The 12461-nt window shown below is 74.0% G+C and carries 12 protein-coding genes; 7 read left to right on the forward strand and 5 right to left on the reverse strand.

Annotated features, from left to right (window positions below; all coding sequences use genetic code 11):
- Positions 1 to 181: 181 nt before the first annotated feature.
- Together ACFVVO_RS30730 and ACFVVO_RS30735 are read left to right on the forward strand one after the other, a co-directional pair.
- Positions 182 to 1213 (forward strand): SDR family oxidoreductase, encoded by a 1032-nt coding sequence (locus ACFVVO_RS30730; RefSeq protein WP_390059257.1) that lies wholly within the window; start codon positions 182 to 184, stop codon positions 1211 to 1213.
- A 29-nt stretch (positions 1214 to 1242) separates the two neighbouring features.
- Positions 1243 to 1467 (forward strand): hypothetical protein, encoded by a 225-nt coding sequence (locus ACFVVO_RS30735; protein ID WP_390059259.1) that lies wholly within the window; start codon positions 1243 to 1245, stop codon positions 1465 to 1467.
- Between the two features lie 142 nt (positions 1468 to 1609).
- Here the strand turns inward: ACFVVO_RS30735 and ACFVVO_RS30740 are convergent, their stop codons facing one another.
- Positions 1610 to 2899 (reverse strand): ROK family protein, encoded by a 1290-nt coding sequence (locus ACFVVO_RS30740; RefSeq protein WP_390059261.1) that lies wholly within the window; start codon positions 2897 to 2899, stop codon positions 1610 to 1612.
- Between the two features lie 252 nt (positions 2900 to 3151).
- On the opposite strand from ACFVVO_RS30740, the gene ACFVVO_RS30745 reads away from it, so the two are divergent.
- The 4 genes from ACFVVO_RS30745 to ACFVVO_RS30760 all read left to right on the forward strand — a co-directional run bounded on the left by ACFVVO_RS30745 (position 3152) and on the right by ACFVVO_RS30760 (position 7480).
- Entirely contained in the window at positions 3152 to 3646 is a 495-nt protein-coding gene (locus ACFVVO_RS30745) for an FBP domain-containing protein (RefSeq protein WP_390059263.1), read from the forward strand.
- A gap of 89 nt (positions 3647 to 3735) precedes the next feature.
- Entirely contained in the window at positions 3736 to 4989 is a 1254-nt protein-coding gene (locus ACFVVO_RS30750) for an aromatic acid exporter family protein (RefSeq protein ID WP_390059264.1), read from the forward strand.
- 46 nt (positions 4990 to 5035) lie between these two features.
- Complete coding sequence (locus tag ACFVVO_RS30755) at positions 5036 to 6112, forward strand: hypothetical protein (RefSeq protein WP_390059266.1); 1077 nt, start codon at positions 5036 to 5038, stop codon at positions 6110 to 6112.
- Between the two features lie 210 nt (positions 6113 to 6322).
- Entirely contained in the window at positions 6323 to 7480 is a 1158-nt protein-coding gene (locus ACFVVO_RS30760) for a lactonase family protein (RefSeq protein WP_390059362.1), read from the forward strand.
- On the opposite strand, the gene ACFVVO_RS30765 is transcribed toward ACFVVO_RS30760, so the two are convergent.
- Positions 7448 to 8173, reverse strand: coding sequence for a DUF2470 domain-containing protein (locus ACFVVO_RS30765; protein WP_390059267.1), 726 nt, complete (start codon positions 8171 to 8173; stop codon positions 7448 to 7450). The two genes, ACFVVO_RS30760 and ACFVVO_RS30765, sit on opposite strands and share 33 nt — an antisense overlap.
- A gap of 82 nt (positions 8174 to 8255) precedes the next feature.
- Positions 8256 to 8861 (reverse strand): TetR/AcrR family transcriptional regulator, encoded by a 606-nt coding sequence (locus ACFVVO_RS30770; RefSeq protein ID WP_390059268.1) that lies wholly within the window; start codon positions 8859 to 8861, stop codon positions 8256 to 8258.
- A 121-nt stretch (positions 8862 to 8982) separates the two neighbouring features.
- Here ACFVVO_RS30770 and ACFVVO_RS30775 point away from each other — a divergent pair, with 121 nt between their 5' ends.
- Positions 8983 to 10503, forward strand: coding sequence for a cytochrome P450 (locus tag ACFVVO_RS30775; RefSeq protein ID WP_390059269.1), 1521 nt, complete (start codon positions 8983 to 8985; stop codon positions 10501 to 10503).
- Here ACFVVO_RS30775 and ACFVVO_RS30780 read toward each other — a convergent pair.
- On the reverse strand, positions 10465 to 11331 hold the full coding sequence (locus ACFVVO_RS30780; protein ID WP_390059271.1) for a pentapeptide repeat-containing protein: 867 nt from the start codon (positions 11329 to 11331) through the stop codon (positions 10465 to 10467). The genes ACFVVO_RS30775 and ACFVVO_RS30780 overlap by 39 nt on opposite strands.
- Before the next feature lie 89 nt (positions 11332 to 11420).
- Positions 11421 to 12311, reverse strand: a complete 891-nt coding sequence (gene sigJ / locus ACFVVO_RS30785; protein ID WP_390059272.1) for an RNA polymerase sigma factor SigJ — start codon at positions 12309 to 12311, stop codon at positions 11421 to 11423.
- Positions 12312 to 12461: the final 150 nt, after the last annotated feature.

The raw sequence follows: 12461 nt of genomic DNA on the forward strand, positions 1-12461 counted from the left end.
CGTTCGGCTGAAGCCCTGTGGAGCCTTTCGCCGAGAGGCGACCGCCATCCGCGCCCACCACAAGCCGCCCCGGCCGTGTCTCCCCCGTCACGGCCGGGGCTTTCTCGTGCCGCCGCCGTGTGCGCGCCGGGCCGCCGGGTACCCGGCCGGTCCGCCGAAGTCTCCGCGGAAGGAGCCGAAGGTGACCAGCGCAACGGGCAGCAGGGTCGTGGTGACGGGCGCCACCGGCAACGTCGGTACCAGTGTGGTGCGCGTCCTGTCGGACGATCCGGGGATCAAGTCGGTTCGGGGGATCGCGCGCCGGACACCGGTGTGGTCCCCGCCGAAGACGGAGTGGTCGGCGGTCGATCTCGCCTCCGAGACGGCCAACCTGGCCGAGCGGTTCGAGGGCGCCGACGCCGTGATCCACCTGGCCTGGGCGTTCCAGCCGACGCACGATCCGGCGACCACCTGGCGGACCAATGTGCTGGGCAGCAACCGGGTGTTCGAGGCGGTCGCCGCGGCCCGGGTGCCGGTGCTGGTGCACGCCTCCTCCGTGGGCACGTACTCGCCGGGCCCGAAGGACCACGCGGTGGACGAGTCATGGCCGACGCACGGCTGGCCGGACGCCGCGTACTGCCGGGAGAAGGCGTACCTGGAACGCACCCTGGACATCTTCGAGCGCGACCACCCCGAGGTGCGGGTGGTCCGTATGCGGCCGGGGTTCCTGTTCAAGCGGGAGTCGGCGAGCGAGCAGCGACGGATCTTCGGCGGACGTTTCCTGCCGGGCCCGCTGGCCCGGCCCGAGATGCTGCCGTTCCTGCCGGACGTGCCGGGGCTGCGGATGCAGGTGCTGCACACCGACGACGCCGCCGAGGCCTATCGGCTCGCGGTGCACTCGGAGGCCGCCCGGGGCGCCTTCAACCTCGCCGCCGACCCACCGGTGGACGCCTCGATGCTGGGCGAGATGCTCGGCAGCCGCCCGGTCCGGCTGCCCCGTGCCGCCGCCCGGTCGGCGCTCGCCGCGGCCTGGGGGCTGCGGCTGGTCCCGGCCTCCCCGCACCTGTTCGACGCGGTCCTGCGGCTGCCGCTGATGGACTGCTCCCGGGCCCGCACCGAGCTGGGCTGGCGCCCGCGCCACACGGCCGAGGAGGTCCTGCGGGAGTTCCTGGACGGGTTGCAGCAGGGCGGCGGCATGGAGACCGAGCCAATGCGCGGACGCAAGGTCGGCTGAACCGCGGCCGACGGAAGGGGAGGAAACCCATGACCGTACAGTCGGAACCCGAGCCGGAGCCCGGGCGCGAGGAGCATCCCGTTCCCCGGGACCCGCCCGACCAGCAGGCAGGCCCCGGAGCGGACTCGTTGGACGCCGCCCCGGAACGACCGCCCGGCGAGGAGAGGACGGAGCCGGACGAGGGGACAGTGACCCGGACGGACGAAGGGATAGGGACGGACGAGCAGCCCCAACCGGACGAGCCCTCCGCCTGACAGCCGGGCAACGGCCCGGGAGCCTGGCGCTGTGGCCGGAAAGGTTCACCGGACGCCGCGAGGTTCCCGGCACACCTTTCCGGCCACAGCACTGGGTCGTGTCCGCAAGGTCACGCCTGCGCCGCGACTTCGCGGACAGGCCCTAGCGCGGTGCCCGCTCCTCCAGGGCGGCCCGCCAGGCCGGGTGGCGGTCCTCCGGGACCGGTTCGGCGCGGCGGCCGCCGCGGGCGAAGAAGTCGGCGAGCGGCAGGATCGCGGCGCCCACGGTGACCGCGTCGGGGCCGAGCCGGCCGAGTTCGATGGTGACCTTGTCGGCCGGGTGACGCAGGGCGTACGTCGCCGCATGGCGGCGCACGGCGGGCAGGAACCGGGTGCCGAGCTGGAGTCCGGCCCAGCCGCCGATGAGGATCCGCTCGGGCTGGAAGAGGTTGATCAGGTCGGACAGCCCGGCGCCCAGGTACTCGGCGGTCTCCTCCAGGACCGCGAGCGCGACCGGATCGGGGGCGGCGCCGTCCAGCGGATAGGCGGCGGCGAGCATCGCGGTGAGCGCGGTCTCCTCGTCGACGTCCTCGGGCGGCCGTCCGCCCTCCTCCCGCCAGCGGGCGAGCAGCGACTCGGCGCCCGCGTACGCCTCCAGGCAGCCCGGCGCCCCGCACCGGCAGCGGCGACCACGCACCCGTACCGTCAGATGGCCCCATTCGACGGCCCGCCCGTGCTCCACCTCCGGGGTGACCAGGCAGGCGCCGACGCCGGAGCCGAAGAGCACGACCACCGCGTTGCGGGCGCCGCGCCCGGCGCCGAACCACATCTCGGCCTGCCCCAGGGTCTTGGCCCCGTTGTCTATGAAGTAGCGCACGGCCTCCGGGAGCTGGGAGGACGAGCGGAGCAGCTCCTCCAGCGGCACCGCGTCCCAGCCGATGGTCTGCCCGTGCACGACGGCGCCCCGGTCGGCGGTGTACTCGACGATGCCGGGGACACCGACGCCGACGCCGAGCAGCCGCTCGGGCACGGCCTCCCGGGCCGCGAGCACCTCGGCGATGCCGTCGCGGATGTGTCCGACGATCCCGTCGACGTCGTAGCCGTCCTGGGTCAGCGGGCGTTCGGTGCGGGCGAGTTCGGTGAGCGCCAGGTCGAACAGTTCGACCCGGACCCGGGTCTCGCCGACGTCGACGCCGATCATCTGGCCGCTGTGCGGGGCGACCCGCAGCAGCGTACGGGGGCGGCCGCCGTCGGAGTCGACGCTGCCGGCCTCCTCCACCAGACGGTCGGCGACCAGGTCCGCGACCACGTTGCTGACGGAGCCGGAACTCAGCCCCGTCGCCGGGCCCAGCTCGAAGCGGCTCAGCGGGCCGTCGAAGTACAGCCGTTGCAGCACGGCCGTGCGGTTCCCCCGCCTGAGGTCCCGTACCGTCCGCCCGTTCCGCCCCGCCATGTGGCTCCCTCCGAACCCTGTCCCGACCCGCAACATACCCCTCGCGCCAGCCGGAACGCGACTTTCCGACAACCCTTATTTCATGTACTGAGCTAACCATGGCGGCCACGACGGGCCCTCGCCCGCCCACCCCTCGCGGTACAGCGTACGGAAATCCGGTGGCCCGCCCTCCCCCTGGCTATCTAGGCTAGCCGTGAACCTAGAGGCTCTAGGTTCACGGTACGGAACACGGAATCCGGAAGGACCCCTCTCATGCGACCGCTCACCGAGCAGGACATTCGCAACTCCTTCGTCAACTGCTCCAAGGGCGAGGCCAAGCGGCTGGCGGTGCCGCGGGACCTGGGCGAACGGCCCTGGGACGACCTGGACTTTCTCGGGTGGCGGGATCCGGGGGCGCCCGACCGGAGCTATCTGGTCGCCGACCGGGAGGACGGGCTCGTCGGGGTCACGCTGCGCTATCCGGCCGCGCGGCGCGGGCTCCTGCACCGCAGCCTGTGCTCGGTGTGCCTGACGACGCATCCCGGCGGCGGGGTGTCCCTGATGACGGCCCGGAAGGCGGGTCCGGCGGGCCGTGAGGGTAATTCGGTCGGGGTGTACATGTGCACGGACCTGGCCTGCTCGCTGTACGTCCGTGGGAAGAAGGTGCCGGAGTCGGGGGGCCGGTTCGAGGAGAGCCTGACCCTGGAGGAGCAGATCGCCCGTGCGAGGGGCAGTCTGTACGCCTTCCTCGACAAGATCCGCGCCTGACACCCCCGAGCGGGCGGCCGGCGTCACGGATGGACGCCTCCCCGATCGGGGACGTTCGGCCCGGCCGGGGAGTGGGAACAGGCCAAGGGATGCACGACGTACGAGAGTGGACCGCGGCACTGAAGCGTCTGATGATGCGCTACCGGGAGCCGGTGATCGTCCAGACGCTGCGGTCCGCCGCCGCGGCGACGATCGCCTACGTCATCGCGCTGCGCCTGAGTCCCGAACCGGCCCCGCTGACCTCACCCCTGACCGCCCTGCTGGTCGTCCAGGTCACCTTCTACGCCACCCTCACCAACGGCATCCGCCGGGTGAACTCGGTGGTCGCCGGGGTGCTGGTCGCCATCGCGTTCAGTCTGCTGGTGGGCCTGACCTGGTGGAGCCTGGCGCTGCTGATCGTGGCCTCGCTGGGCGTGGGACACCTGGTGCGGGTGGACGAGTACGTGGCCGAGGTGGCGATCAGCGCCATGCTGGTGCTCGGGGTCACCACCGTCGGCTTCACCGCCTGGGCCCGGATCGTGGAGACGCTGATCGGCGCGTTCGTGGGCATGGCCTGCAACCTGCTGCTGCCGCCCCCGGTGTGGGTGGACAAGGCGGGCCAGTCGATCGAGGACCTGGCCCGCCGGGTGCGGCAGCTGATGCTGCGGATGGGTGAGGAGGCCGCGGGCCGCGTCTCCTGGGAACTGGCCGCCGAACGGCTGCACGAGGCCCGCCGCCTCGACCAGCACATCGCCCAGGTGGACGCCTCGCTGCGGCAGGCCGAGGACAGCCTGCGGCTCAACCCGCGCGTGAAGGAGGGCCTGCTGCACCGGGTGGTGCTGCGCACCGGCCTGGACACGCTGGAGATCTGCACGGTGGTGCTGCGGGTGCTGGCCCGTTCCTTCACGGACCTGGCCAAGGCCCGCGGCTCCGAGGACCTGTTCCCGAAGGAGATCGGCGCCGCCGTGGAGCAACTGCTCTCCGAGATCGCCGACGCGATCGTCAGCTTCGCGGTACTGGTGACCACCGATCTGAGTGAGAGCGCCGAGTCGGCGGAGGCGCGCCTCACCGCCGAGCTGCACACGGCGGCCGGCACCCGCGACCGGCTCGCCGAACTGCTCCAGGAGGAGGTCGGCAAGGACTGGGAGAACTGGCAGCTCATGGGCGCCGTGCTGACCGAGGTGAACCGGATCATCGCCGAGCTCGACACCGAGCACCGCACCCGCCGCCTGCTGGAGGAGCTGGACCGGGTGTCCCGGGAGCAGCGGGCGAGGCTGCCGCGGATGACCCGGCTGCGTGAGCGCCTCGGTGTGCAGGAGGACCTGTGGCGGAACCGTACGGGGTTCGGCGAGCGTTCTCCGTGAGAGGTGCCGCGGCGGGGCCGGCACCACGAGGCGAGGGGGCGGGCCGGTGGCCGACACCGAGGTGCGGATCGACGGGAACACACTGAGGCTGCCGGGCGGCGTGGCGGTGCGGTTCATCCGCACGCTGCGGCTGCCCGAGAAGGGCACGCATCCGCTGCCGCCGGGGCTCGGCGAGTTCCCGGTGCGCCGGGTCTCCGACTTCGGTGACCGGGTTCCGCAGGAGTGGCGCCGGCGTGGTGGCGTGATGCTTCCGGTGTACCTGCGGGAGGCGATGTGGCTGAGTTTCACCGGTACGACGGAGCCGGCCGCTCTCCAGGTGGGCGTGGGCAAGGTGTGCGCCGTGTCCGGGAAGCCGTGGCGCGATCACCTGGTCCGCAAGCCGCAGAACTATGTGGTGCTGCCACGTCAGCCCTGGCTGGACGGCATCAACTCCGGCAAGGGCACGGTCCGGCAGTTCGTCGCCGTGCCGCTCGGTCTCGGGGCGACGGTGGAGGGCCAGGTCACCGGCGAGGAGGTGTGGGGCGGCGTACAGCTCCAGGCGTTCGGGCTGAAGGAGCACGCGCTGGCCGAGTGGCGGCGCGAGGAGCGGGAGCGGCAGCGGCGGTTGCGGGCGGCCGGGCCGTTCGCGGGCTACGGCGCGCCCCCGCCCGGCGGCGGGCCCGTGCCCATGGCGGCGGCCGCTCCCGGCGGGCCCCTGCCACCGCCCTCCGCCCCGGCCGGCGCCGCTCCCCCGCGGCGCGCGGCGGCGATGGGACTGGGCGTCGGCGGCTCGATGCGCCAGGAGGTCTACCGGGACGACCGGCCGCTCAAGGACTGGTCCGAGACACCCGCCGGGCGGGTCTTCGTCCACCTGGTCACGCCTCCGGAATGGCGCCGCATCACCGGCGAGGCGCCCCCGCCGTCGCCGGTGGACCGGGCGGCGTACACGCGGGCGGGACTGCCCTGGTACGACTACTACGACGAGGACGCCGAGGACCTGGACCCCACCGGCACCCTGACGGACGTCAAGCCGGTCGGCGACTGGCTCGGTGACGACCTGGACCCCTGGCAGCAGCCGTCCCCCGGGCAGGTGACCCCGCTGAAGGACGCGCCGGGCAAGCCGGTCGAGAACGGGGAGTGGTAGACCCGGATCCGGTTGCGCGGTGTGCAACGGCCGTTGCCGTTCTTGCCTTCGCCGGTCGATCCACGCCAAGGTGACTGCACCAGCGGGACGACCGACGACCTGAGGTGCGGCATGGACGAGGAGGAACGTACGGCGCGCGGCGGCTCCCCCGCGCCCGGCCGGGGCCGGGAGCCCGGGACGGGCTGGAGCAGACGCCGGTTCGTCGGGGCCGTGGCGGGTGCCGCCGCCGTGGTGGCGGTGCCCGTCACGGCGGCCGAGCCGCCCGGCCCCGCGCCGCCGGCCGATCCGCCGCCGCGGGCCGGTGAGCGCACGGCGGTCCGGCCGCCCCACGGGGCGGACCGTCCCCGTCCGCTGTACGTGGGCACCTACACCTCCGCGGAGGGCGGCGGCGCCGGCGTCCGGCTGACCGAGTACGACCCGGCGACCGGCCGGATCACCGGCACCGGGACGCTCACCGGCGTCCCCGACCCGTCGTATCTCGCGGTCCATCCCGACGGCCGCACGCTGTACGCGGTCGACGAGCGCCAGGACGGCGCGGTCACCGCCGTCCGACTGGCCGACCGGAAGGTCCTGGGCGCCCGGAGCACGGGCGGGGCGGCACCGTGCCATCTCTCGGTGCACCCCGGCGGGCGCTGGCTTCTGAGCGCCAACTACCAGTCGGGCAGCGTCGCCGTGCACCCCATCGACGCCTCGGGCGCGCTCGGCGAACGCACCGATCTGGTCGCCCACACCACCCCGGCGCCCGGCCCCGGCCAGCAGGGCCCGCACGCGCACCAGTTCACCACCGCTCCGGACGGCGGCCATGTCCTCTCCGTCGACCTCGGTACCGACACCGTCTACAGCTACCGCCTCGACGAGGACCGGGGCACGCTCACCGAAGTGGCCCGGGCGCACACCCGGCCGGGCGCGGGCCCGCGCCATCTGACCTTCCACCCAGGCGGCCGCCACGCCTACCTGGCGAACGAGGTGGACGACACCGTCGCCGTCTGCGCCTACGACCCGGCCACCGGCCGCCTGACGATCGGCGATCCGCTGCCCACGGGCTCGTCCGGGGGCACCAACTACCCGGCGCAGTTCCTGGTGACCGCGAACGGCTCCTACGCGTTCCTCGCCAACCGCGGCCACAACAGCGTCGCGCGGTACGCCGTCGAGGACGCCGGGGCCCGGCTGCGGCTGCTCGGTACGGTGCCGGTGGCCGGGGACTTCCCGCGGCAGATCGCGTTCTCGCCGGACGGCCGGCTGCTGTTCGCCGCGAACCAGCGCTCCGGCACGGTCAGCGTGTTCCACGTGGACGCGGAAAGCGGCGGGCTGCGCCTGGCGGGTGAGCCGTTCGCGTCACCGGTCGCCGTCTGCGCGCTGCCACTGTAGGGCGCGGGGGCAGGCGGCGGCGCTCGCCCGGGCCAGCAGTGCGCGCATCCGCTCGGCGAGTTGGGCGACGTCGTCGGCGGGGGTGTGGAACGGCAGCCGTACGTCGCCCTGGGTGCGGGCGCGTTCGACGCGCAGGGTGAGGCCGTGCCGGTCGACGGCGAGTGGCACCACGCGGGTCGCGGCGTGCAGGCTCTCGGGGCGCACGAGCCGGGTGAGCCGTTCGACGGCGTCCGGGTGGGCGTCGGCGAGGTGGGTCAGCAGCCGGGCCTCGGCGCCGGCGAGCGGGTCGGGGCGGGCGGCGGCGAACTCGTCGAGGTCGACGGGCACGGTACCGGACGGCTGCCACAGCACCACGCGGGTGGGCCGCAGGAGCAGCGAGCCGCCGACCGGGGTGAACCAGCCGGCCAGCCACAGCCGGGACCGGATCCGCCGGCGCACCGGTACGGGAGCCACGTCGGCGAACTCGAGTACGGCGGTGGGCTCTCCGCGCGGCGCGCACAGCGCGGCCGCGACCAGGGCGCTGTCCTCGGGCACGTCCAGCAGTACTCCGCCGTCACCGGTCACGCGGTGCGCGCCGACGTACTCCTCGCGGGCACCGTCCGCCGTCACGGCACACGACCACGCGGCCGCCGCCACCGACCGCGCCCGCTGAGCCGCACCGGGTCCGGCCGCCCAGTCCTGGGTGTCACCCATCCCCATACCTCCTTAGGTAAGCCTTGCCTAACCTATCGAAGATCCGGGCGCACGCCAACCACGCCTCCCGGTAGCGGGCAGGTCAGGCGATGACTCCCAGGAGCGCCCGGGCGCACAGGTCGCGGACCTGCTCCCGGGCCGGTTCGCCGTCCCGCAGCCACTCCAGGCAGACGGCGGTGGTGAAGGCGAGCCAGCCGCGCACGGCGAGCCGCACCCCGGGGGTGCCCTCGAAGGCCGGCCCGAACTCCGGGTCCACCGCCAGGGCGGCCAGGATCTGCTGCTCCTGGGCGGCGAGGGCCCGCTGGTAGACGCGGCGCACGGCCTGGTCACCGGCCGCGTCGGCGCGGTGGAAGGCACGGAAGCCGTGCGCGTGCGCCTGGACGTAGGCGAGATAGGCGTCGAGGCTGGCGAGGAGCTGGTCGCGCACCGGCACCCCGGGCACGGCCGCCGTCATGCGCAGCATCCGCTCGCTCTCGCGCTCCACGACCGCGGCGAAGAAGTCCCGCTTGGTCGGGAAGTAGTGGTACAGCAGCCCGCGGGAGACTCCCGCGATCTCGGCGACCTGCTCGATCCACACCTCGTCGTACGGGCTCTCCGAGAACAGCCTCGCGCCGACCGACAGCAACTGCTCACGGCGCTCCTCGGTGCTGAGTCTGCGCCGGGCGCGTTCCCCCTGGTTCGCGGGCATGCCGTCACTTTACTTGACGCCGGTTCAACAAGCGGACCACACTTGGACGCGTTATTGAACCCACGTACAACACGCGCGCGTCACAGGTTCAATCATCCGCTGGGTCAAGGGAGATCGCGTCATGGCGGAGACGACGGAGACCGGGCTGCCCAAGGGGTTCCGGGGGGCGGAACAGGGCTGGCCCGAGCTGCACCGCATCCCGCATCCGCCGCGCCGGCTGCCGCTGCTCGGCGATGTGCTCGGCGTCGACCGGCGCCGGCCGCTGCAGGACTCGATGCGCTTCGGCCGTGAGCTGGGTCCGGTCTTCCGCCGAAAGGTGTTCGGCAACGAGTTCGTGTTCCTGTGGGGGTCGCGGCTCGTCGCCGACCTCGCCGACGAGTCCCGGTTCGCCAAGCACGTGGGCCTCGGAGTGGCCAATCTCCGCCCGGTCGCCGGGGACGGGCTGTTCACGGCGTACAACCACGAGCCGAACTGGCAGTTGGCTCACGACGTGCTGGCGCCCGGCTTCAGCCGGGAGGCCATGGCGGGCTACCACTCGATGATGCTGGCGGTGGCCGCGCGGCTGACCGGCCACTGGGACCGGGAACTGGCAGCCGGCCGCACGGTGGACGTGCCCGGCGACATGACCAAGCTGACCCTGGAGACGATCGCGCGCACCGGGTTCGGGCACGACTTCGGCTCCTTCGAACGGGACCGGCCGCACCCGTTCGTCACCGCGATGGTCGGCACGCTCAGCTACGCGCAGCGCCTGAACAGCGTGCCCGTGCCGCTGGTGCCGCTGCTGCTGCGCGGCGCCGCCCGGCGCAACGCCGCCGACATCGCCCATCTGGACCGCACGGTCGACGAGGTGGTGGCGGCCCGGCGCCGCTCGGGCGGCGGGGACGGGGACCTGCTGGACCGCATGCTGGACACCGCGCACCCGCAGACCGGGGAGCGGCTGTCCGCGGAGAACGTGCGCAAGCAGGTGATCACGTTCCTGGTGGCCGGTCACGAGACCACCTCGGGCGCACTGTCCTTCGCCCTGTACTACCTCGCCCGGCACCCGGAGGTCGCCGCCCGGGCCCGCGCCGAGGTGGACCGCGTCTGGGGCGACACCCCGGAGCCGGGCTACGAGCAGGTCGCCAAGCTGCGCTACGTCCGCCGGGTGCTGGACGAGTCGCTGCGGCTGTGGCCGACCGCGCCCGCCTACGCCCGGGAGGCCCGGCAGGACACGGTGCTGGCCGGGGAGCATCCGATGCGGCGCGGGGCGTGGGCGCTGGTCCTGCTGCCGCTGCTGCACCGCGACCCCGAGGTGTGGGGCGAGGACGCCGAGCGGTTCGACCCGGACCGCTTCGAGGCGGGCGCCGTACGGGGCCGGGCCCCGCACACCTTCAAGCCGTTCGGCACCGGCGCGCGGGCCTGCATCGGCCGCCAGTTCGCACTGCACGAGGCGACCCTCGTCCTCGGCCTGCTGCTGCGCCGCTACGACCTGAGGGCCGACCCCGCCTACCGCCTCCGGGTCACCGAACGCCTGACGGTGATGCCGGAGGGACTGCGCCTGCACCTGGAACGACGCCCCGCACCGGCACCGACTCCGGTCACCGTGCCCGCCGACGCCCCCGGCTCAGCCGCGCGCTGCCCAGTGGGCGGGGCGGGAGACTGACTCGGGGAGTTTCGTGCCGGTGCTGCCGCGGGCGGCGTTGACCTGGGGCTGGGTGAGGAAGAAGGCGCCGGTGAGGTCGGCGTCGGTCAGGTCGGCGTCCCGGAGGTCGGCGCCGATCATGTCGGCCTCGCGCAGATCGGCGCCGGTGAGGTCGGCCGCGATGAGGTAGGCGCCGCGCAGGCTGGCCCCGCGCAGGTCGGCGCCGCGCAGCCGGGCCCCGATGAGGTCGGCGCCCCGGCGGTCCTTGGCCCTGCGCTTTCCGCCCTTGCCGCCCTTGCCGTCCTTCCCGCCGGTGGCGTCCGCCCGCGCCAGCTCGCTGGCGCGCAGCAGCAGGACGTTGACCTCCTGCCGGTGGGCGGCCACGTCCAGCCCGGCCAGTTCCTCGGCGGTCCCCCGGGTCAGCAGTTCGGTCCGCTCCAGCGCCCGGCGCAGACCGGCGTGGACGGGCCGGGCGGCCTCCAGACGCAGCGCTTCCGTCAAGTACCAGAGCAGTTCGTGCAGTTGGCGGACGACAGGGAATACCTCGAACATCCGGCGGGCCTGCTCCTTGGAACCGGTACGCCAGTCCTGCCCGCCGAAGGTGAGCCGCGAGACCTTCTGTCCCGCGCCGAAGCAGTCGTAGACCGTGCAGCCGGTGAAGCCCTTCTCGCGCAGGCCGGCGTGGATGCCGCAGCGGTGGTCGGCCCGGAGGTTCGGGCATGGCTTGCCCGCGGGCTTGTCGAGCGCGAAGTCCGCGGAGGCGGCGAAGGGCAGGGCGACACAGCACAGCCCGAAGCACTGGGCGCAGTCGCCGCGCAGATCGGCGAGGTCGGCTATCTGATCCGGCATGGTGCCCAGCCTACTGACCTGCGAGACCGCGGGGCGCGCTGCCGCGCCCCGCGGCCCCCGCACCCGGCCCCCGCCCCGGCCCGCAGCTCTCAGTCCTCCAGCGCGGGCAGATCCAGCCGGGCCAGGCGCTCCGGGTCGGCGAGGATGTACACGCCGGTGATCCGGCCGTCGGCGACCGTGAACGCCGTGACCGAGACCGGCCGTCCCTCGGGCGCGGTGACCAGGCCCACCGCTCCGTTGACCAGCACCGGACGGGCGTACACCGCGAGGTGGGAGAACATCGAGGCCTGCTCGGCGACCGTCCGGGCCCCGCTGACCGTCTTGGAGGAGCCGACACCGCGGACCAGGACGCCGGCGTCGGCGCGCAGCGCCACATCCGGGTGGAGCAGGGCGAGCAGCGCCTCGAAGTCACCGCCGCGGGTGGCGGCCAGCCAGGCGTCGACCACCTGCCGCTGCCGGCCGAGGTCGGGGTCGGCCGCCGGGCCGGCGCCCTGCACCCGGCGGCGGGCCCGGCTGGCGAGCTGCCGGGTGGCGGCCGGGGTGCGCTCGACGATCGCGGCGATGTCGTCGAAGGGCACGGCGAACATGTCGTGCAGGACGAACGCCAGCCGTTCGGCGGGTTCCAGCGTCTGGAGCACCACGAGGAGCGCCAGCCCGACCGAGTCGGCCTCCAGCACCTCCTTCTCGGGGTCGGTCTCGCCGAGGGGCCGGACCACCGGATCGGGGACGAACGTGGCGTCCAACGGCTCCTCGCGGCGCGCGGTGCGCGAGCGCAGCATGTCCAGGCAGACCCGGCCGACCACGGTGGTCAGCCAGCCGCCGAGGTTGCGGATCTCCGCGTCACTGCGGCCGAGCCGCAGCCAGGCCTCCTGGACCGCGTCCTCCGCCTCGGTGAGCGAGCCGAGCATCCGGTAGGCCACCGCGCGCAACTGCCCCCGGTGCTCCTCGAAGCGGTCGGCGAGCAGGTCGGTGCCGTTCATGAGGTCCCCGTTCGGTCGGTGTCGGCGGGGCGCCGGCACCGGCCCCGTCGCGGGCAGCGGCAGCGGCCCGGTGACCGTCGGCTCGCCCCTGGCCGCAGACTATGCCGCCCGCCCGCCGTCGCAAATCCCTTTCCCGCGCGCCCCGTTGGC

The sequence above is a fragment of the Streptomyces sp. NPDC058145 genome, assembly GCF_042884245.1.
In the GTDB taxonomy this organism is placed as follows: domain Bacteria; phylum Actinomycetota; class Actinomycetes; order Streptomycetales; family Streptomycetaceae; genus Streptomyces.